Source organism: Lachnoclostridium phytofermentans ISDg (genome assembly GCF_000018685.1).
GTDB classification, from domain to species: Bacteria; Bacillota; Clostridia; order Lachnospirales; family Lachnospiraceae; genus Lachnoclostridium; species Lachnoclostridium phytofermentans.
Genome location: NC_010001.1, coordinates 564443 through 586644 on the forward strand (window position 1 = coordinate 564443; position 22202 = coordinate 586644).

Here is a 22202-nt window from a genome sequence, read left to right on the forward strand (position 1 = left end):
AAAGAACATGAGTCGAAAAGAAATAGAATACGAAAAATCAATTCATGGAAGTGTGTTCCTCCGCTTAATGAAGTATGCAACTCCATATTTTCCTATGATGATTCTGGCATTTATTCTGGTGTTGGCATTAACAGGGCTTGAATTATTACGTCCTGCCTTGATTGGCCGAGTAGTTGATTTGTTTAAGGTGGATGGAACCTTGGATGAAATTAAGTTCATAGCTGTTATATACGGTGCTGCCTTAGTATTGAGTTTTGTATTTAACATTTTACAAACATGGATCTTACAGCTTACCGGACAAAACATCATCTATAATATACGTCAGGAGCTATTTGAGCACATTCACAAACTTTCATTACGTTTTTTTGATATCACGCCAGTAGGTAAGATTGTTACCAGAGTGACCAATGACGTAGAAGCACTGCATGAAATGTATGCGAATATTCTAGTCAAACTCTTAAAGAATATAGTAAAAATCATCGGTTTAGCCATCGTTATGCTTTTTATGAATGTACGGATTGCATTGTTTGGATTTAGCTTATTACCACTTATCATTGGTTTAACCTGGATTTTTAAAAGAACATCTAGATTAACTTATCGTATTACTAGAACGAAGATAACGGCAATCAATACCTATTTATCTGAACATTTATCTGGTATGAAGTTAATACAGATATTTGCAAGAGAAAAAGAAAAAAATGCAGAGTTTGGGCAAAAGAGCAAAGGATTATATCGTGCGAATTACCGTGAAATGATGGTATTTGCAATCTTTCGTCCATTGATGTATATCTTATCTATTATTGCCTTAGTAATTATTGTGGCTGTTGGCGGTGATAGTGTATTAAAGGGTACAGTTACTGTTGGGACCTTGATTACGTTTATTCAGTACATCTCTTTATTTTTTGAGCCAATACAGGAACTTGCAGAACAGTTTGGTACACTGCAGTCTGCCATGGCTTCCGCGGAGAAGATATTTACTATATTGGATGAACCGATAATTGTAAAGAATCCTGAGAATCCGACTTTGGTGGAAGAAATCAAAGGGCGCATCGAGTTTGAGCATGTTTGGTTTGCGTACGAAGGGGAGAACTGGATTCTCAAAGATGTTAGCTTTGTAATTGAACCTGGGCAAAGTGTAGCCTTTGTTGGTGCAACGGGTGCAGGAAAATCTTCTATTTTAAACTTAATCGGAAGATATTATGACATTCAACAAGGACGTATTCTTGTAGATGGCATAGATATCAAGGAGTTAAAAACAGAAGATTTGCGTAAGGCGATTGGACAAGTACAGCAGGATGTGTTTATCTTTACTGGCGATGTTATGAGTAATATTCGTTTGAAGAGCGACACGATAACGGAAGAGGAGGCGATTAAAGCTGCAAAGTATGTAAACGCAGATCACTTTATTGAGAACTTAAATAACACTTATTATGAAGCAGTTACGGAACGAGGAGCAACATTTTCCGCAGGTCAGCGTCAGTTGCTATCCTTTGCAAGAACGCTAGCCTATAATCCTTCGATCTTAGTTATGGACGAAGCAACCGCAAATATTGATACGGAAACAGAACAATTAATCCAAGAAGCATTAGAAAAATTAATGCAAGGAAGAACAACTATTATGGTCGCCCATCGCTTATCAACCATACAGCATGCGAATAAAATTATCGTAATGCATAAGGGAGAGCTAAGAGAAATGGGAACTCATCAAGAGTTATTAGAGAATAATGGTATTTATAAGAAATTATATGAGTTACAATTAGCAGGAGAGCATTAAAGCAAGTAAAAGTTGAAAAGGCTTTGCTTGTTTGAAGAAGAAAGAGACTTCTTTAGAGGTTTACTAGGGAAGTCTCTTTTTTATATTCATCTCAAAAACGGAATCGTATCCTTAGAAAAGGTTTTCAATGCCTGAAGGTATAGAAAAAGGATCTAAAAGTGATAATAGTATAACTATAAGTAGAAAACATATAAAGAGGTAAAATTTTATTACCTCTTTATCTAAATAGAAAGAGATAACAAAGGAGTGATGTTATGTTACAACATAGAATTTTAAACGAGGAAGAAATTAGTAAAGTTTATGAGGAGCATTTAATAAAGGATTTTCCGCCCGAAGAATTAAAGCCCTTATCATTACTACTAAGCTTAAAAAAACAAGGAATCTATTGTTGTTATGGTTTGTATGATAATGAGGAATTTGTAGCTTATGCTTTTTTTGCAAAACCTGAAACGATTGATTATTTATTGCTTGATTATCTTGCTGTCTGTAAAAATCATCGTTCCAAACAGTATGGAAGCAAATTCTTGAAATTACTACAAAAGGAATTAAAAGAATACCAAGGAATTCTATTTGAAGTTGAGAGTGGTGCTGATGCAAAGAATGAAAAAGAGAAACAGATTTGTGAACGTAGGATTGCTTTTTATCTGCGAAATGGTCTGACAAAAACCAAAATTAATGTGAAGCTCTTTGGAGTGGATATGATTTTGTTATATTTAGAAATTCAAGGAACACCAAGTGAAAAAATATTAAGCGAATCATTAAATCATATTTATGATCTCGTATTTGGAGAAGAAACACACCGTAGAGAAATTTTTTGTAAGATAGTTGAAGAGTAAAGAGGGTATTATAAAAGTAGCTTTTCTTACCAAAAGCCTTGGCGAAACGTGGGAATAAACTTAGGAAAACACTGGAATACCTTGTAATTGTAGAATTCTTCCGATATACTTAGCGTATCCTTATTGTCGACAAATTGGGATAGAATAAAGACAATCTATGAAGATGAGAACAGAAACGTTATAAGATGTTTGCAAAAATCAGCAGGCGCTTAATAACGCATGGAGGTTAGCATGAGTAAAAAACTGCTTCTTATTTCTGTGTTAGCATTGTTCTTGACTGCATGCGGCAATACGAAAGAGACTAGCAAGGAAATTTCGGATGCCCTACAATCAAAAGATGCAGAGATAATAAACAATTTGGATGAAACGAATCAACAAGTAACTAATTCACCAGAGAATCAGAACATAAACGAATCTGATAACGATAAACTAACTCAAAATCTTCCGGGTGAAAATCAGGACGTACCATCAATACAAAATCAACAAGATGGTAGCGAAGGAAATTTATCCGATAAAGTTACAACATACGATAATTCACAAACAGACAACTCTACTAATTCACGAACAGATAACCCCCAAAACAAAGATTCCTCTACGGGAAATACAGGAGATCAATCACCTTCCATAGGTAATGATTCCTCTAACAAGGACGATAACGAGGCTTCTACAGTACCTACCGGCGTACCTAAGACCCCTGAGGTGACAAGTACACCGACCAAGGCACCAGACATAGTGCCAATCCATACACCGGTACCAACTAGAACTCCTATTATTACACCAACTAGAATTCCAACCCCAACCAAAACACCACAACCTACTAAGGTACCAACGGTTACAGTAGCACCGACGAAAGTACCCGTGGCTACACCGTCACCAACGAAGGTGCCAGCTCCAACGAAGACTCCTACGGTAACCCCACCATCGAATGTGAGTGGTGCAGACAGTATTTCGGTTCGTGGGAAGACGATATCCATTGGAGATAGTAAAAGTGATGTAGTAAGTGCTTTTGGTTCACCAAACCGAACAGATGATACGGAATATAATTATGATTTTATGGTTTATAATGATAATTATAAAAAGTTTATGATGATTGCGATTGCAGATAGCAAAGTAGTTGGATGGTATACTGATTCAACAGATTTTTCCTATCAAGGACTTAGCACATCCTCCAAGGTTTCTTCCATTAATTCTGTCTTTGGAAAAAGTTCGTCACTAAGCGATACAATTTCTATTTCAGATAGTGGAAATAAAATAACCTTCTTTATGGATAGCATTGGAGATGGTACCATTGATGGTATTTCAGTATTTGATAACAGTGTGTCCAAAGGAAGTACAAGTAAAACTGTACTAAAAGCTTGGGAAAAAGAAATCCTCGACTTAACGAACTCTTTCCGAGCTCGCAATGGCTTAAGTGCCTTAAGTTGGTCAGATGCTGCGGGGACTTCAGCAAGATTACACAGTGAAGATATGGCAAAGAACAATTACTTTAATCACACTGGACTTGATGGCTCCTCACCTGGGGATCGAATGAAAGCACAAGGTATTAGTTATCGAAGCAATGGAGAGAATATTATCGGCGGATATGGTAATGCGCTGTTTTCCTCCAATGGTTGGATGAACTCTAGTGGACATAGATCAAATATGTTAAATAAAGGTTTTACGTATCTTGGAGTAGGATATGCATTAGGCGGTTCCTACGGAAATTATGCAACACAGAACTTTTATTCTAATTAATAAGTATTGAGTTAGTTTAGCGATCGATAAATTAAATAATGAGCTATTCAAGTTCTAATAATAGCAAATCTTTTTGGGGTGTCACGCGAATGATGTGGCACCCCAACTTTTATCATGGGAAGGTAAGGCCTACTAAGTGCTTTTTCTTATTGAATAGTTTTGTGTTGTAATTGACCAAAGCAGACGAGCTCCCATATAACATTGTGTTCTAATTTAACTTTAACTTAACAGGTTGCATTGTAAATGGTAAAATATATAAAAATTATGTTGTCGGAGGAGAGTATGAAGAAACAAATCGCTATTGTAACTGGAGCTAGTGGTGGAATAGGAAAAGAATTTGAGAAGGAGTTATTAAAAGAAGAGCTGGGATAGGGAAAGAGGAGGTGCCGTATGAAAATTACAGCATTGATTGAAAATATTTCGAAAGGAGGCTTATTAAATGAGCACGGGTTGTGTGTGCATATTGCATATGAAGGAAAGAACTACTTATTAGATACCGGAGCGTCTGACCTGTTTATAAAGAATGCAGAAGCTTTAAATATTAATCTAGAAGAGGTAGATGCAGGAATATTATCTCATGCGCATAGGGACCATTCTGGTGGGTATGAGGCTTTTTTTAAGTACAATCAGAAAGCCAAGGTTTATCTAAGGAAAGAATCAAGGGAACAATATTATATCAAAAAATTGTGTATTAAAAAGTACATTGGTATTCCAGATGATATCTTAATAAAATATCCGAAACGCTTTACTTATGTAACAGGGGATTACAGAATAGATAAGGGCGTATCTTTAATAGCTCATAAAACAAATGACATGGAAAAGCGCGGAAAGGCAATGAATATGTTCCGCAAGGTAGATGGTCATTTTCAGTTAGATGATTTTTCACATGAGCAGAGTCTTGTTTTTGAAGCTGAGAAAGGGCTTGTGATACTAAATAGCTGTAGTCATGGTGGAATAGAAAATATTATTAAAGAAGTAAAAGAGTCTTATCCTAATCGAGAGATACTAGCTGTAATAGGAGGATTTCATCTAATGGGGCTACTTGGTACTAGCACGATGCGTCTTAGTGAGGGTGAAGTTAGGAAGCTTGGGAAAGATCTTTTAGATTCAGGCGTAAAAAATATCTATACCTGTCATTGTACTGGTAATAAGGCATTTGCATTATTAAAAGAAGAGTTAGGGGACCGTTTGCATTATTTTCAGACTGGTGACTGTTTGGAATTTTAATAGTCTTAGAGTAATGGAAAGTTATTTTATGAAATTTGGATTCCTGTTATGAAAAAGGCAGCAGTAAAACGACAAAAAACTAAAAAATGTCATTGACAGTAACGATTTTTTGTTATATAATATAAAAGCTTTGATACAGAAAAGAAAGTATCGAGCATAGCAAGTAGAGTATCCACTCTCACCCCAAGCAATAGGCGAACGGGTTACAATTTTCTTAAGTACACAATGATAGAACTAGGTTCTAAGATAGATTGTGTCGTTTATGAGATTTGAAAGTGGATAGCGTGCTATTCACTTTTTTTGTATGTTAAGGAAAAAAATAAACCGTAACAATTGTTATAATCCTATGGAGGTGCAGAACTATTAGCGAATTAATGATTAATGAGCAAATCAGAGACAGAGAAGTTCGTCTGGTTGGAGAAGACGGAGAGCAACTTGGTGTTATGTCAGCAAAAGACGCATTGAAGATGGCGCAGGACGCAAATCTTGACTTAGTAAAGATTGCTCCGACAGCAAAGCCACCAGTATGCAAGATTGTTGATTACGGTAAATACCGCTATGAGCTTGCTAGAAAAGAAAAAGAAGCCAAGAAGAAGCAAAAAGTGACTGACGTGAAAGAAATCCGTTTAACGCCGAATATCGATGACAATGATTTGAACACAAAAGCCAATCAAGCAAGAAAGTTCATCACCAAGGGGGATAAAGTTAAGGTATCTCTACGCTTCCGTGGAAGAGAGATGGCCCACATTAACTCCAGTAAGCAAATTCTCGACAGTTTCTTCGAGAAGCTTCAAGATGTTGCAGTTGTCGAGAAACCAGCGAAAATGGAAGGCAGAAGCATATTTATGTTTTTGACTGAAAAACGATAGAACAGTAGGAACACATAGTGTAACCCTATTGTCATTATAAAATCAAAGGTTAGTGCATTATGTGCAACCTAATTTTAAGGAGGAAATATCATGCCTAAATTAAAGACAAGCAAAGCTGCAGCTAAGCGTTTTAAGGTAACCGGTACAGGTAAATTAAAGAGAATGAAAGCTGGAAAACAGCATATCTTGACTAAGAAGTCCCAAAAAACAAAGAGAAATCTTAGAAAAGCAACAATGATGGATCCAAGTAACGAAAAGAACATGAAGAAGATTTTACCATATCTCTAAGATTAGGTAACAAGGAGGGAATAGACGATGGCAAGAATTAAAGGCGGCTTAAACGCTAAGAAGAAGCATAATAAAGTATTAAAGCTTGCAAAAGGTTACAGAGGTGCCAGAAGTAAGCAGTATAGAGTAGCAAAGCAGTCCGTTATGAGAGCTTTAACTTCCGCTTTCGCAGGACGTAAAGAGAGAAAGAGACAGTTCAGACAGTTATGGATCGCTAGAATCAATGCAGCTGCAAGAATGAATGGTCTTTCTTACAGCAAATTCATGTACGGCTTAAAGTTAGCTGAAGTTTCTGTTAATAGAAAAATGTTAGCTGAACTTGCTGTAAATGATGCAGAAGGCTTCAAGGCTTTAGTTGAAGTTGCAAAATCTAAATTAGCTTAATAACACTTCGGTGATTTTATAGGTAGGAGCATTTACAAGATAACTTTAAAAGTTATGTTGTAAATGCTTCTTCTTTTTTATTATAAAATTGAGCACCTTTCTTTTTATATGGCTATTTGTCAAATATTGGGGTAGAATACACGGAATCCTGCTACATTTAGACTAAATATTTATTTATTGCAAATACCTAAAACCTTTCTTGCTTCTCAATATTCTCAATATTATTACAAAAACTAGTAATAGTATTTACATAAATTGACTTTACTACAATAAAATAGTATATTATTTCTGTAGCGTATAATAAAAAATTGAAGTGAGGAGAGTCTATGTATTGTCAACATTGTGGGAAATTCACAGAGAATGTCGATGGTGTATGTGAATCGTGCCGTGATACTCTAGAGGTAACAAAAGAGCTAGTGGAAGAATCGCGGGATTTAACGGAAAATACACAAGATTCCAAAGCAATTTTGGGAGAAAATCAAAACGGAGAAAAAACATTAGAAGGAAAGATAACTTCTAACCGAGAGTCTTTCTTAGAAACGAAAGAGTTTATTCTAGAAGAAAAAACAGATGAAAATGGCTTGGAGCAAAAGGGGGAGAAGGATGATACTGGTGGCCTTAAGAAGGAACTCCCTCCAAGATTAAAAAAGATTCAGAAGATAGGAACTGATAAGTGGAATGATTTCATTGAGAACACTGGAAAAGAGATGATTACAGTGTCGACAATAAAGGAATCGACTTTTTTTCTTGTTTTAACTTTATGTGTATCAATGCTATTATCGGTTGTTATAATGTTGATAGCTAATACAATCTTTAAGAATCAAATCAATTCAATCTGGGGGCAGATGGTAGGATCATACATGGGAAAATCACAGGGTGGTTTCCTAACCGCGTATAGGCTTTTCCGTATGTCTTATTTGCATTCCTTGAAATTAACGGCTTCGGCAATCGGCGTAAGAACAGTAATGCATATGAATGTGCATCTATTGATATTAGCCTTGATTCCATTTGTTTCAATACTGATCTCATGGAAACTATTGAGCCACCAAAAGATAAGGGCTTCTTTAAAATTTATATTCTCTGATGACACTGTTTTTAATAAAAGAAAAGTACTTCCAATAACGTTAAATGTGAGCTTTACGTTAGCTATACTTTTCTTTATCACATCGTTTATCCCGTCAAATTTGATTAAGAATGAATTATTATCATTAAAATTATCCTATGGTGCGTTTAGTTCGATAGTTGGAACGATACTGATCACGCTTTTGTTTTGTTATCTTATTACTGGTATATTAAAATTAAGAGAGGGTAAAAAATCAACAAGTAGCATTTTGTGGTGTCTACGACAGTATTATATGAAGTACAGCATTGGTGTTATAGTTGTATCTATCCTTCTTATGTTAATTGCCTTAATACGCTCCAACATGTGGAAGCAAATAGGGGCTTTTTTGCTCGCTCTACCGAATATAATCCTAATCTTAGCGAATGCATTATCCTTCGGAGGATTACAAACGATTAACTCAGGAGATGTTTATAATTTAAGAAGTTCTCTGAGCGGATTTCAAGTTGCATGTTCCGTTATTTTAGCATTAACATGGTGTATCTTTCTTTGGTATGTTCTTTATCAGATTTATCTAAAGTTAGAAAAGTCGAATGCAAAGGATTACATAAAAAATGTAGGAATCATATCTGGAATCACTCTGGTGATTCAATCGGTGTTTTATTATCTTTCAAAAGTGGAAATTTCTCTACGTGCATTGGGAGAGGCAGAGGTAGGAACTGCGATTAAGACAAATATCTTCCTTAGTTTATTTGTACTCGCTCTAATTTCCGCTGGTGCTGCAGCTTGTGCTTATTATTTCCCAAATTTACTTTATAAAAAAGGTAGTAAGGAGGAAGTGCTCTTATTAGGCTCATGGAAGCGCCTTGATATGGCGGTATTAATAGCGCTTTCAATCTTTGTATCTATTACATTTCTTAGCATGACTAAGGTTCTGAACCGCTCAGTTGAAAGCAGTTCAATTATTGGAGGAAACAATAGCTCCGTAAAAGAATCCTACTCGATGGTCCATCTGGATGAAATTAGGGTTTTTAATGGTGGAATTGTATTTCGTGATTATGATAAGATGTACACTTACCAAAAAGAAAAAGTAAAAAAAATTAACTTTGATGAGTATTTAACTTCTTATTATAGTAATACCGAATATTATTACTCTAAAACCTCAGACCGTATATTGAAAGTGAATCAAAACGATGCAATGTTAGTAGATAGTAAGGGAAAAGAGTTATACAAGCAAAAAGTTAACTTTGATCGATTACTTTCTGCCACCAAAGAGTTTGATAAATTGCTGTTTTTAGTTGATGATGAAATTACGTTATATAGTAAAAAAGAAAGCAACTTTAGTATTTTAGACGGCATTACATACTATGAATACAGCGATTTTTATTTTGATGATTCAGAAGAATATATCTATCTTGTGGGCAATTCTATTAGTCGCTACGACCTGAAGTCAAAAAAGCTTGAAGTAGTGAAGGAACAAACACCAGAATATATATTAGATTCCGAAGAAAAATTAACAGCTAAGTTGTATATATTTAAGGAAGGTAAATTAGTTCCACCGGTTGGAGATAGCAACAAAAAATATTATGTTAAGGATATGATAAGAGAGTATCAAACATACAGCGTCATCATAGAAAATGGAAAGGATAGCCCTGTTTCCCTTCCAGATATGGTTTCAGCAGAAGCTATCGATACAGAGGGCACCAAGTTTTTGGTTACCTTTACAGAGTATGGAGATTACTATTTATATGATGCGGCTAAAGCAGAATTGACGAATATCTCTACTCAGATTCGCTATCTAACATCAAACGGAAAAGTTGAGGCGTAAAGATGAAAGAATTAATTCTTTCATCCGAAGATTTGTGCTATGCACAAAGTTTCCATACTTTGAAAGGGGCTGATTATTAATATGAAAAAAATACAACTTTTTTTAGTTTCTCTATTCTGTATGCTTGTGCTTTCTGCCTGTGGTGCTGAAATCACGACAACAACGAATTTAAATAAAGACGGTTCCGGAGAGCTTATCGTAACTGCAGTAGCTTCCTCTTCGGATGAGAAGTACCTTAATGGCGGTTATGAGGCATTAAATCAATTATTATTGGAGAAGGCGCCAGAAGGATTGGAGTTATCTGTTGTTTATGATGAAACCAATTCTAATTATACATATTCTTATAAAATAGGATTTCAGGATGCAAATGATTATAACAATAAGATAGCAGCACTTTTTGGGACGCAAGGACTAGCTGAATTTTCGGATACCACCGATAATTTAACTCATACAACGAAATATCAGGATTTGACGGATAAGGCACTTTTTATTGATTGGGCTCTAAATGCAATCGATGAATCAGGAATATGCAGTTATGCTTCCTCTGAAATCTATTCTTGGGGGTACCGCTATTTAAATTACAATGGAGAAGAAGTAAATTACGGATATAAAGACCCTTCGATGAAGAAGACTACAACAGTAGGTGTTTTAAAGGTTAAGTGTTTTTCTGAGTATGATATTTATTCAGATGCCACAAAGACGATAGAAATTTATCTTAACACTTCGGATCTTGTAGGAATAGAGGAAGAAGACATACTTTCCTACTTTCGTAAATTTGATCAAGATGTTGAATACAATGCTACAGCAGGTACAATTATTTATCGATTCGATAGTTTAGAGAAAATCAATCAGTTTTTATTATCTGTAATGAATTCAGATGGAGAAACTAATATAACGGAATCACCAGTTAAGTTATCAATAACCGATTCCTCTATTTTTTCGTTCACCTTTGAATTAGAGGAATATTATAACTTGGGAAATCTCTTTAAAACATTAAGAATGGATACCGATTATATCGATGTTTATTTATCGATTCCAGAAGATCTTGCGTATGGATGGTACCATTTTACTTCCTATAAAGATGCCAGTGAAGTAGCTGATGCAAAATACAATTTTCAAGGTGCATGTTATTACGATAGTTCATTTAACAGTAGCTTTAAAGTAAATCAGTCCGTTACGGTTAAGAATATAGATGTTAAGTGTATTCTTGAAAATGATATGTCGGGAAAGCTAACTACCGAGTTTTCTTTTCTGCCAAATGGTTGTAATATTGATGAGGCCAAATGTAAGGAATTTTATAAAGACCTAGGACAGGAGTTAACTTATCGAGAGCAAGGAGACACTGTAGTTGTTGCCTTTACGAAAAATTTTCATAAAGGAGAGAGTTATATCGATAAATCCAATGTCATTCAACTAAAAGAGTCTTCCTTGTCAAACCGAAAAACTAAGATCTATACACTTGATCATGTATTTATGCTATCGGGATTAGTTCCTATGAAAGATTGTGAAGTGAATTACAAAATCATGGTTCCGGATTCCTTAAAAGTAACTTTCTTGCATTCGAATGACGATATTCTTACAGGAAAAAAGATTGAAAAGATTCAAAAAAATGGATATTATACAGAGAGCTTATCCACCTATCGAGGAACCGTATCAGTTTCGGTAGCAATAGAAAAAACGAATGTATTATATTATGTTATTGTAATTGCGATAGTTGTAGCAGCAGTGGCTGGTGTTGCAATTACTACTGTTATTATAATTAAAAATAAAAAAGGACTAAAAAGAGAAGCGGCTACTACAAGTGATACTGCGCCTACTAATGAAGTTGCACCTACTGATGAAGCTACTCCTACAAATGAAGTTGCACCTACTGATGAAGCTACTCCTACAAATGAAGTTGCACCTACTGATGAAGCTACTCCTACAAATGAAGTTGCACCTACTGATGAAGCTACTCCTACAAATGAAGTTTCACCTACTCATGAAGCTACAACTATGAATGAAACTGCAACATCGAATGAAGCTGCACCTACGAAGGAAGCGGCAGTTACGAGTGATACTGCAACTACATATGAAACTGTAATTCCTAATGAAACTGTAGCTGCGAAAGATACTGCTAATAATCCGTAAAGTGAATTTAAGGAACTACATAGAATAAATCTCATCCATATTATAAGTAAAAGATGGAAAGTTCCTTGAAAGAGAAAACAGAATAGATTTATAAAATCAGCGAGAATATCTTGATATTATATTAAGAAGCAAATATGCTTCCAATGAAATCAAGCAGTGTTCTCGCTTTTTAATGATTCTAATAGAATTCTAACTTGCAAGAAATGGGGTGCTGTAATAATATGATTACAGAAGAAGATAGTTCGTGTAGGGTGAAAGAAAATAGATTTTATGAAGTTTTTGCCTGAATAAAATAGTGAGGAGGAATGTTATGCGGTATCGGATATCGAATGTATTATGGGGCTTATTTTGGATGTCTCTTGGTGTTATAATCGCGGGTAATGTATTTCAATGGTGGGATATATCTTTATTTTTCCCTGGATGGTGGACCTTATTTTTGATAGTACCTTGTAGTATTTCAATTATTCGCAATGGATTTGGGGGATTTTCTCTCATTGGTCTTGTAGTTGGTATTATGCTACTATTAAATAGTCAAGGAATTTTCTTGGCAGATACCGTACGTAAGCTTATTGTTCCGGTTGTTTTAATTATTATTGGGCTTAATATTTTAATGCGTTCTGCATTTAATGGAAGTAGCAAAGTGAAGATTCCGATACCAAAGGAATGTAGCTATGCGGCAACTTTTAGTGGTAATACGGTACAATTTCCAAACCAACGATTTGAAGGAGCTGAACTAAACTCTATCTTCGGAGGCGTTAGACTAGATTTAAGAAGTGCGATTATTGAGGAAAATGTTTGTATTGATGCAACCTCAATCTTTGGTGGTATTGATATATTTGTACCAGAGAATGTTCGTGTTAAGGTATCTTCTAGTTCCTTCTTTGGCGGAGTAAGTAATCACCGTAGACGTATATCGGGAGAAGTTCCGACAATCTATATTAATGCAACTTGTATGTTTGGAGGTGTAGATATCCGATGAGTCCTTTTCAAAAAATTATCAAATATTTTGCTATGGGGTTTGCTGCATTTCTTATGGTAGGCATTTTAACAAGCATTGTTGCTGTAGTTTCTGGATTGGGTTCCGGAATCGATACTTATGAAATTAATAAAAATTACGTTAGTTTTACAAAGGATTTTGATAATGTTAAAAATCTTAATTTCTCTAATGGCGATAAGAAACTTACTCTAGTAAGTGGTGATACAGATAAGGTTATTGTTGAAGCAAAAAATGTACCAGATTCCCTAGAGGTAAAGGTTACCTCTGATGGTACGTTAACAATTAAGGATAGGGATAGATTCCATATTTCATGGATAATTGGGTGGTCAGGGAATTGGAATAGTGATATGGAAATCATTGTGACAGTACCTCGCGATTTTACTGTTGGTAAAGTTGAGCTTGATAGTGGGTCTGCTAACATGGAGGTTAATGATTTAACCGCTGATAATATGATTATTGATGGTGGATCTGGTAGCTTCATAGGACGTAATCTATCTGCTAAGAAGGCAAATATAAGTTTAGGCTCTGGTTCAACTAGGCTAGATTATGTGAAATTCGAAAAAGGTAAGATGGATTGTGGCTCTGGCGATGTAAAAATAGAGAATGCAATTTTTAGAGATGTAGATTTTGACGGAGGTTCAGGTTCCATCTCTTATTCTGGTCAGTTATCTGGCAAGACGTCCCTTAATTGTGGAAGTGGCAGAATATCTTTTGAATTAGAGGGAAAACGTGAAGATTATAACATTAACTCAGATAGTGGTTCTGGAGGTATTTGGATTGATGGAACGAGAGCAGATAACTATAAAGAGCGTAATAGTGATGTAAACAATGAAATAAAAATTGATGGTGGTTCTGGACGTGTTTTAATTAATTTCTATAGTGAATAACATCTATTGCAGTTGGTATGTTAATTCCTAAGGATAAGTATGAGAAGGCAAGTGGAATGGATTCTTTCAGCCGTAATTTAGTTACAGTTTCATCACCTATGTTAGCAGCTGTAATATTATCTACGTTTGGTATGGGTGGGATTATATTAATTGATCTTATTTCATTTCTTTTTGCAGTGATTGTTTTGATTTTCTTTATACCAATCAAAGAAGAAAGAGCAGTTAGCGTAAAAAAGAAAGAACCTTTTTTTGCTGGATTTCAGGAAGGAATTGATTTCCTAAAGAAACACAAAATATTATTTTATAACAGAACCATGGAAAGAAAAGAACCAAATTGTTGATAAGTAGCAAAGAAAAATTCCAAATTGTTGACAAGTAACAGAATATAAAGATAAACTAAAATATTGTTAAGGAATCTTAATGAATTTTATAACTGTCTTAAATTATTGTATAATCTAAGGGGGAAAGAGTTTCTATACTTTTCCGCATTAGGTATATTCAATTTTTTAAGACAGTTTTTTTACGTTAAGGAAAAGTTTGAAAGCGTTTTCTGGTGTCTAAACTATCCATGAGGATGCTCTAATTTGTTTTAAGGTTTTTTCACATCTTGTGAACAAATTCATACCAAGATTGCTTTTTTATGGATATCATGATAAAATACGCGTACACAGTAGCGAAAGAAGGTTTGATTTATGAGCAAATATAATTTTGATAAATGGATAGAACGAGCAGGTACCAATTGTGTCAAATATGATTTTGCAAAGGAATCGGGATATTCTGGTGAGGAGTTGTCACTTTGGGTAGCAGATATGGATTTTGAGACTGTACCAGAAATCACAGAGGCCTTAGTGGAACGTGCAAAGCATGGAATCTATGGATACACCATGCCAAAAGAAGATTATTGGAATACTGTTATCTCTTATATGGAAAAAGAACATAATTACAAAACAAAAATAGAGTGGTATGTAAATGCACCTGGAATAGTTTTCGCCATAGCGCTTGCGATACGTGCACTAACCAAAGAGGGAGATTCTGTCATAATACAGAGACCTGTATATCATCCATTTACAAGGATGGTGGAAGCAAACAACAGGAAATTAATTAATTCTCCTTTAAAAGAAGTAATGCTAAATGGTTCTATACATTATGAGATGGACTTAATAGATTTTGAAGAAAAAATTAAGCGACATAATGTAAAATTATTTATTCTATGTAATCCACATAATCCAGTAGGACGAGTATGGACGAAGGACGAATTAATTGCGATAGGTGAAATCTGCAGAAGAAATGGCGTAGTCGTTGTTTCCGATGAGATTCATTTTGATTTTGTATATCCAGGTTTTACACATACCTGTTTCGCATCGATTAGTAAAGAATTTGAGGACATGACGATTACATGTACTTCACCAACAAAAACGTTTAACTTAGCTGGGCTTCAAATCTCAAATGTTATAATTGAAAATCAAGAGATTCGTGAAAAGGTGAGCGAGGAGATTAAAAAAAGTGGATATGATGAGCCAAATATCTTTGGAATGGTTGCTTGCAAAGCCGCTTATGAGTTTGGGAAACCATGGTTAGAGGAGCTAAATGAGTATCTACTAGGAAATCTTAAATTTGTGAGAGAGTTTGTGAAGGAACATTTACCTAAGATATCTTTGATAGAGCCTGAGGGCACTTATCTTACTTGGCTTGACTTTAGGGCGTATCAATTAACAAAGGATGAGCTTGAGCAAAAGATTGTAAAAGAAGCAAAGCTAAGATTGAATGCAGGTTCGATGTTTGGAGAAGAAGGAGAAGGATTTGCAAGAGTTAACATAGCAACTCCTAGAGCGTATCTAGAAAAGGCGATGAAACAATTAGAGCAAGCTTTTGTCGATTTAAGGTAAAAACATCGAAAACAGAAGCAGATTTAACAAAACATCAATACAAACTTAATGGATAGTTCAAAATTAGGTGTTATACTATGGGTCAAAGTCCTTAGGTTAGGGGCCAGTTCGGGAGAGATTTTTTGGAATATACCTGAAAAAAGGATTGATATAAGAAGCGAGAGTAAGTAAATAACAGTTAGTAATGTATGAATAAACGGAGGTTTCAATATGAAGAAAGAGAGAGAGAAATCATTCCTATGGAATCATAAGTTAAAGTGCATCATAGCGCTTTTTACTTTCATGGTAGTATTTGCTATTACAGGGTGTAGTGATAAAAAGAATAAGCAGACCTCAGTAGATGATACACTTATTACTCCAGAGGCAAATAACAATATAACGACTACGCCACTGCCAACACCAGTAGCGATGACTCCAGCGCCTGGGATTACATTAACTCCAACTCCAGAGGTGACAGTTACACCAACGCCAACGAAGACACCACTTGGTGACATTTCAGAGGAAGAAGCTCAGAAACTTGTTTTGGCAAAACTAGATACTTCAAAGTATAGTATAGATTTGTCGGACGATCACCTAAGTATTGATGGTGAAACCTACTATGTTTATGTTGTGTCAGATTCTAATGGTATCCTAGAGCCAGCGATTATTGTTAACAAGAAGAGCAGAAATCTATATAGCTATGATGTTAATGGGAATGTAACCCCATTTACAAAGTTCCCATTAGATAACGTAGAAAGTGTAAATCAAAATGAAGATACAATAACACAAGCAGAGGCTTTGGAGCAGTTAAAGAAGGTCAAAAAGGAGAAACTTGGCTTGGTAAATACTCTATCTCATTATAATGTGGTTGCAGATACTTGGACTACCGTGGTTGCCGGAGAAGATTGCTATTGTTTCAATGTGTTTGAAGGCCGTGCAGAGAATCAATTGGTAGGTATGTATTACGTTTCTGTTTCCGGAGAGAACATTTACCGTTTCGAAGAGGAAAGTTCAGATTTTATTAAAATAAATTAATCAGGGGAGTCAAATAAACTTCCTTAGTATACGAGAACAGTTCGAGTTAGTTTTATACATGAACTGTTCTCGTTTTTTCCATACGGTTTTTTGTAAATTAATGATATACAAGTCTTAATATAATAAATGTTATACAGTTTCTTGCATAATTGATGAGGTCTTCGTAAATTAGATGATAAATAGGTTTCGTAAAATCCATGATATAGGCTTTCATAAAACTGATAATGAGGTCTTCGTAAATTAGATGAAATAGGTTATCGTAAAATCCATGATATAGGTTTTCAAAAATTGATTATGAGGTCTTCGTAAACAGATAAATATAGGCTATCGTGAAATCAGTAATATACAGATTTCCTTAAAATTGTTGATTGTTGAAAAGATTGTCACAAAATGTTATAATTGTTGGAATAATGATGTGGTAAAAAGGCATGGGGTGAAACGATGAAAGAGAAGATTGAGCAATTAGCAAAGGGTGTATTTATCTATAACTTACCTGAGGTTATCCTCTCAGAAGAATCGCTAGAACTTTATGTGGAGTGTGGGAGTATTTATCGTGGGTCCTTTACGATTCAAAATAATCAAAATACTAGGATGAAAGGTGTCTTATACTCCTCCAATCAAAACTTACATATCGAAAACGATCGGTTTATTGGCGAAGTTTCAACGATAGAATATTATTTTACAGCTGAGTATCTGGAGACTCTGACAAGCTATGAGGAGACGATTCATATTATTTCAGATTGCGGTGAATTTGTACTACCTGTTATCATACATATTACATCACCAAGTTGTGAATCTTCGGTAGGAAAGATAAAGAACTTATTTGAGTTTGCAGGGCTTGCACAGACAAATTGGGAAGAAGCAAAAGAAGTTTTTCAATCAGAGAAGTTCGGACAGGTGATTGCTTATTATGACAATCAATATCTATTACTCTACCAAGCACTTAAAAAGAGCAGTTCTGCCAGTCAGGCACTCGAAGAATTCTTAATCGCTACCCACAAAAAGGTACCAGCTTCCTATCAAGTAGATAAAACAGAACTTCAATATGAGGCAGGTTCTTATAACTTCATGGATAAGTTACTTATCAAAAAAGAGGGATGGGGACATTCTGAGGTCATTATAAAATCAGATGCTAAATTCCTTCAACCGCAAATGAATACATTACGTATGGAGAGTTTTGCAGATGGTGAGGCAGAGCTTAATTTTGTTGTACAAACGGAGGGAATGAAGGAAGGATTACATTATGGTAATATTACTATTGATGTTGCCTTACAGAGATTTGTAATAAAGGTTTCCGTTCATTGTAGAAGACAAAACGTTGTTAGGCGAATAACCTTACAAAAAGAGAAGTCTTGTTATGTAAAACTAACGAAAAACTATTTGGATTTTCGTTTGGACAGGATATCCTTATCCAAATATGTGAGTGATGCAGAGAGTATTTTACTTACTTTACTATCTGGAGAAAAAGAAAGTATTTTTTATGAGTTGTTCCACCTTCATCTTAAATTAATTTCTGGGAAAGAAGGAATGGTGACATCAACCTTTGAGGCACTGGAACAAAAGGAAGAAGAACTTAAGAAGACAGAACCAGTAGCATATGGAATTTATCTATATTTAAAAACATTAAGAAAAAAATCAAATCAGGATGCACTTAGTGTATTTCAAGAAGTAATGGAGTTATCGGAACAATATCCAAAGGAATTATTCCTATTTTGGTGTCAGCTATACTTGAATAAGTCCTATACTTCAAATCCTGCACAGAAATTAAAAGACTTGAAGGATCGATTCCAGCAAGGAATTCATAGCCCAATCTTATATTACGAAGCAGCTCTCTTACTTCGTGAAGATACCCTTTTGTTACGAGAGTTAGACTCCTTTGAATTACAGGTGATATCTTTTGCACTTAGAAATCATTTTTTAAAGAAAGAAACTGCAACTACAGTAGCATATTTGGCGAGTAAGTGTAAAGTTCCTCATAGGCATCTTCTTCGTATTTTGGATGAGATTTATGAACAATATGGATTAAAGGATGCTCTTTATGCGATCATTAGTATATTGATTCGTGGGCATAAAAGAGAGACTCGTTATCATCGCTATTATAGGCTTGGAATGGAAAAGCAATTAAGAATTACTGAACTTCCAGAGTATTATATCTATAGTATGGGGGAGGAGTATCAAGAGATACATCCTGCGGTAATATCTTATTTTACTTATGAGAATAAACTTCCGGATAGAAAAAGAGCTTTTTACTATGCTTGTTTACTGACGAAGCATAGAGAAAATATGACTATCATGGAACACCACCGTGTGGAAATGTTGCAGTTTTTAAAACGTCAGTTATTTGCTGGTGTGTTTCATCGCCATTTGACAGTTATAGCAGATGCATTACTTCCTGATACATCAGTGGATACAGAGCTTGCAGAATTAATACCTAAAATTTCGTTTGTTCATGAGGTGGTATGTGAAAATCCAAAGATTAAGAGCGTAGCCATTGTGCACAAGGAATTGCAGGAGGAATGCATTGTTCCATTAACAGAAGGACAAGCATTTATTAATCTTTATACAGAGCAAGCACAGATTTTCTTTATCGACCATAAAGAGCAACGTTATTACACATTGGCGTCTTATACCTTGAAGAAATTAACTCATTTGACACCGCTACTAGAAAACTGTTATGCAATAAATCCGGATCAGGCAGAATTAATTATATATTTATCAGAAAAAGATCAATTTTATCAAAAGTTTGATGAGTACACAATTGAGTTAAGAAAGAGAATAGTGCAGCAGTCAACCTTAACGAAGGAATATCGAAGGGAGTTTGTTCAAACCCTAATTCATTATTATTATGATAATTTTGAAGGAGAGATTTTAGAAAGCTATTTAAAAAATATTGATTTAAAGGTATTCGAACAACAAAGCCGTTATAAAATGATTGAATTTATGATACTTCGTGAAATGTATCCGTTAGCACTCCGAGCAATGGAGGAGCTAGGTTATGAGGGAGTAGAAATAAAAAGACTTCAAAGGTTATGCAATCATCTATTAGCAAGTCCTGATGAAGTATCGAGGTATCAAGAGATCTTATTACAGATTGCTTTTTATTTATTTACAAAGGGTTATTACGAGGAAGTAACTCTCTCTTATTTAGTGAAATATTTCTATGGCACAACAGCACAGATGTATGACTTATGGAAAATGGCGAAGGAGAAAAGTATTGATACTTTAGATTTAGAGGAGCGTCTACTTGGACAAATGCTGTTTGCAGAAAGTTATCTTGGAAATGCCATTCAGGTATTTTTATCTTTTTATAATAAAGGTTGCAATCGAAAGTTAACTCGTGCATTTATATCCTTCTACAGCTATAAATATCTGCTGCGAGACCGTGTTACGGAACCAGAATTGTTTGAGGTCATTCGTAAGGAGCTAAATTATGAGGAGAATGACGTAGCGCTACGAGCTTTATTAAAACACTACTCTACGAAGGAACAATTAACGGATGACGAAGTGAAATTTATTGATTATCATTTGAGTAGATTAGTTCAAAAGGGAGTAGTACTGCCATTTTTTAAAGAGTTTAAGAGAAATATGAGAATTCCACAGCATATGTACGATAAATGTTATGTGGAATATCATACAAATCCTAAAAATCGCGTTGTGATACACTACTCTTATGGATATGAGAGCGGAGAGAAAGATTTTGCCGTAGAAGAGATGCAAAATCAGTGTTATGGTATCTTCGTTAAGGAATTTATATTGTTTTATAACGAGGAACTACAATATTATATTACGGAGATTACAGAACAAGGGGAAGAAGTAACGGAAAGTAAAACGATTATTGGAACAATGGAAGAAGAGGCATCCGGAGAAGATTGTTATATTCAATTAAATCATATTATGGAGGCCAAAGAGTTAAAGGATGATGCAACGGTACTTCGACTATTAGATAATTATGTAAAGCAAAAGTTTACAATTGACACTTTATTTAAAGCAATTGATTAAAGAAAGGAGGAAACCATGGGGGAGAATAAGCAATTATTAATTGGCTTCGAAATCACGAATGAAACATCACAAATTTATTATTATCAAGCGCAGACTGGTGATGCAGTTCCGATTTTTTTAACACAAAATCAATCGAATCCATTGTTTCCTACCTGCTTAGCAGTAAAGGAATCTAACAAGGAATGGATGATTGGTGAAGAAGCAATACGTATCTCGAGCCTTGGAGGATCATTTTTAATAGAAAATTTACTAGAAAATTTGGAACATCAGGAAAGCATAACGATTTACGGGGCAATCTTTACCCCGGTAATGCTATTAACTAAATTTTTTAAAAAAGCATTCATGGTAGTAAGGCAGCAGTTCCTAAATAGTAGTATACAAGAACTAGTGATTACCGTACCTAATCTTACTCCTAACATGACAGAGATGATTTATCTTAGTTTAGAAGAATTAGGGCTTTTGAGGGATAGAGTTCATATTATAAGTCAAGTGCAAAGCTATATGTATTATGTTCTAAGCCAGAAGCCAGAGATTTGGATGCATGATGTTTCTTTGTTTACTTACGATGAGACTGGGTTGTTTTATTATAATCTTACAGTAAATAGAAGGATGCAGCCTTTTACTGTAATAGTGGATCTCATGGATTTAAGCAATGAGCTGACACATGAAATTTTTGAACAAGAACCAATAGAGCGGATTTTGTATCGTCTTGAAAAACTTATGAACCAAGTATTATATAGGCGTTTAACAAGTGCTGTGTTTGTAACTGGGAGAGGGTTCGAGGGAAACTGGGTTCGAGATGTGTTAGTTCGTTTAAGCAGTTCCCGTCGAGTATTTTTAGGGCAGAACCTGTATGCAAAGGGGGCTTGTTTAGCTGCGAAAGGTTTTCTTGACGATAGCTTTCAAAATTATTTATTCTTAAATGACGAGATGATTACATCAAACATTTCTTTACGACTTTATGAAAATGCAAAAGAAGTAGATTTTTGTTTGGTAAAAGCAGGGATTCCGTGGCGGAAAGCCAATAATACGGTGACAGTAATACTTGATCAGACCAAGGAATTAGCATTTATAGTAACAAATCTTTTAAATAGGGAACCACTTTATGAGGTGTTATCCCTAGATGGGTTAATGGAAAGAGAGAATAAGACGATCAGGCTTTCGGTTACAGTTCACTTTATTGATCGAGAGACCGCGATAGTAACAGTTCGTGATGTTGGATTTGGCGTATTTTATGAAACAAATTATCGTATTTGGGAGCAAACGCTTACCTTATAGTAATGTGAAAG

General features: G+C 35.0%; 16 protein-coding genes. All 16 read left to right on the forward strand.

Annotated elements, in window-relative coordinates:
* Positions 1–7 precede the first annotated feature (7 nt).
* Complete coding sequence (locus tag CPHY_RS02455; protein ID WP_012198474.1) at positions 8–1774, forward strand: ABC transporter ATP-binding protein; 1767 nt, start codon at positions 8–10, stop codon at positions 1772–1774.
* 254 nt (positions 1775–2028) lie between these two features.
* Positions 2029–2610 (forward strand): GNAT family N-acetyltransferase, encoded by a 582-nt coding sequence (locus CPHY_RS02460; protein ID WP_012198475.1) that lies wholly within the window; start codon positions 2029–2031, stop codon positions 2608–2610.
* 231 nt (positions 2611–2841) lie between these two features.
* Positions 2842–4344 (forward strand): CAP domain-containing protein, encoded by a 1503-nt coding sequence (locus CPHY_RS22280; RefSeq protein ID WP_012198476.1) that lies wholly within the window; start codon positions 2842–2844, stop codon positions 4342–4344.
* Between the two features lie 390 nt (positions 4345–4734).
* The gene (locus tag CPHY_RS02470) at positions 4735–5571 is read left to right on the forward strand and encodes an MBL fold metallo-hydrolase (RefSeq protein WP_012198477.1); all 837 of its coding nucleotides are present in this window, start codon (positions 4735–4737) and stop codon (positions 5569–5571) included.
* 374 nt (positions 5572–5945) lie between these two features.
* Positions 5946–6440, forward strand: coding sequence for a translation initiation factor IF-3 (gene infC / locus CPHY_RS02475; protein ID WP_012198478.1), 495 nt, complete (start codon positions 5946–5948; stop codon positions 6438–6440).
* Positions 6441–6530: 90 nt separating this feature from the next.
* Positions 6531–6728, forward strand: coding sequence for a 50S ribosomal protein L35 (gene rpmI, locus CPHY_RS02480; RefSeq protein WP_012198479.1), 198 nt, complete (start codon positions 6531–6533; stop codon positions 6726–6728).
* 27 nt (positions 6729–6755) lie between these two features.
* A complete protein-coding gene (rplT, locus tag CPHY_RS02485) occupies positions 6756–7112 on the forward strand; it encodes a 50S ribosomal protein L20 (protein WP_012198480.1) in 357 nt (118 codons plus the stop codon).
* Positions 7113–7438: 326 nt separating this feature from the next.
* Positions 7439–10000: a hypothetical protein gene (locus CPHY_RS02490; RefSeq protein WP_012198481.1), complete on the forward strand. Its 2562-nt coding sequence runs from the start codon at positions 7439–7441 to the stop codon at positions 9998–10000.
* Positions 10001–10081: 81 nt separating this feature from the next.
* Positions 10082–12130, forward strand: coding sequence for a RodZ family helix-turn-helix domain-containing protein (locus tag CPHY_RS20515; RefSeq protein WP_012198482.1), 2049 nt, complete (start codon positions 10082–10084; stop codon positions 12128–12130).
* 310 nt (positions 12131–12440) lie between these two features.
* Entirely contained in the window at positions 12441–13109 is a 669-nt protein-coding gene (locus CPHY_RS02500; protein WP_012198483.1) for a LiaF transmembrane domain-containing protein, read from the forward strand.
* Positions 13106–14014, forward strand: a complete 909-nt coding sequence (locus CPHY_RS02505) for a DUF4097 family beta strand repeat-containing protein (RefSeq protein ID WP_012198484.1) — start codon at positions 13106–13108, stop codon at positions 14012–14014. Before CPHY_RS02500 ends, CPHY_RS02505 begins: the two co-directional genes overlap by 4 nt.
* Positions 14015–14031: 17 nt before the next feature.
* A complete protein-coding gene (locus CPHY_RS02510) occupies positions 14032–14355 on the forward strand; it encodes an MFS transporter (RefSeq protein ID WP_012198485.1) in 324 nt (107 codons plus the stop codon).
* 351 nt (positions 14356–14706) lie between these two features.
* The gene (locus tag CPHY_RS02515) at positions 14707–15900 is read left to right on the forward strand and encodes a MalY/PatB family protein (protein WP_012198486.1); all 1194 of its coding nucleotides are present in this window, start codon (positions 14707–14709) and stop codon (positions 15898–15900) included.
* 210 nt (positions 15901–16110) lie between these two features.
* Positions 16111–16914, forward strand: coding sequence for a hypothetical protein (locus tag CPHY_RS02520; protein ID WP_012198487.1), 804 nt, complete (start codon positions 16111–16113; stop codon positions 16912–16914).
* Between the two features lie 441 nt (positions 16915–17355).
* A complete protein-coding gene (locus CPHY_RS02525; RefSeq protein ID WP_012198488.1) occupies positions 17356–20913 on the forward strand; it encodes a DUF5717 family protein in 3558 nt (1185 codons plus the stop codon).
* A gap of 15 nt (positions 20914–20928) precedes the next feature.
* Positions 20929–22191 (forward strand): DUF5716 family protein, encoded by a 1263-nt coding sequence (locus tag CPHY_RS02530; protein WP_012198489.1) that lies wholly within the window; start codon positions 20929–20931, stop codon positions 22189–22191.
* Positions 22192–22202: the final 11 nt, after the last annotated feature.

Excerpts from the sequence above, each read along its gene's own strand:
- CPHY_RS22280 (WP_012198476.1), top strand. The coding sequence starts at position 2,842 with ATGAGTAAAAAACTGCTTCTTATTTCTGTGTTAGCATTGTTCTTGACT.
- CPHY_RS02520 (WP_012198487.1), top strand. The coding sequence starts at position 16,111 with ATGAAGAAAGAGAGAGAGAAATCATTCCTATGGAATCATAAGTTAAAG.
- rplT (WP_012198480.1), top strand. The coding sequence starts at position 6,756 with ATGGCAAGAATTAAAGGCGGCTTAAACGCTAAGAAGAAGCATAATAAA.
- CPHY_RS02455 (WP_012198474.1), top strand. The coding sequence starts at position 8 with ATGAGTCGAAAAGAAATAGAATACGAAAAATCAATTCATGGAAGTGTG.
- CPHY_RS02490 (WP_012198481.1), top strand. The coding sequence starts at position 7,439 with ATGTATTGTCAACATTGTGGGAAATTCACAGAGAATGTCGATGGTGTA.
- CPHY_RS02525 (WP_012198488.1), top strand. The coding sequence starts at position 17,356 with ATGAAAGAGAAGATTGAGCAATTAGCAAAGGGTGTATTTATCTATAAC.
- CPHY_RS02530 (WP_012198489.1), top strand. The coding sequence starts at position 20,929 with ATGGGGGAGAATAAGCAATTATTAATTGGCTTCGAAATCACGAATGAA.
- CPHY_RS02510 (WP_012198485.1), top strand. The coding sequence starts at position 14,032 with ATGTTAATTCCTAAGGATAAGTATGAGAAGGCAAGTGGAATGGATTCT.
- CPHY_RS02505 (WP_012198484.1), top strand. The coding sequence starts at position 13,106 with ATGAGTCCTTTTCAAAAAATTATCAAATATTTTGCTATGGGGTTTGCT.
- CPHY_RS02460 (WP_012198475.1), top strand. The coding sequence starts at position 2,029 with ATGTTACAACATAGAATTTTAAACGAGGAAGAAATTAGTAAAGTTTAT.
- infC (WP_012198478.1), top strand. The coding sequence starts at position 5,946 with ATGATTAATGAGCAAATCAGAGACAGAGAAGTTCGTCTGGTTGGAGAA.
- CPHY_RS02515 (WP_012198486.1), top strand. The coding sequence starts at position 14,707 with ATGAGCAAATATAATTTTGATAAATGGATAGAACGAGCAGGTACCAAT.
- CPHY_RS20515 (WP_012198482.1), top strand. The coding sequence starts at position 10,082 with ATGAAAAAAATACAACTTTTTTTAGTTTCTCTATTCTGTATGCTTGTG.
- rpmI (WP_012198479.1), top strand. The coding sequence starts at position 6,531 with ATGCCTAAATTAAAGACAAGCAAAGCTGCAGCTAAGCGTTTTAAGGTA.
- CPHY_RS02470 (WP_012198477.1), top strand. The coding sequence starts at position 4,735 with ATGAAAATTACAGCATTGATTGAAAATATTTCGAAAGGAGGCTTATTA.
- CPHY_RS02500 (WP_012198483.1), top strand. The coding sequence starts at position 12,441 with ATGCGGTATCGGATATCGAATGTATTATGGGGCTTATTTTGGATGTCT.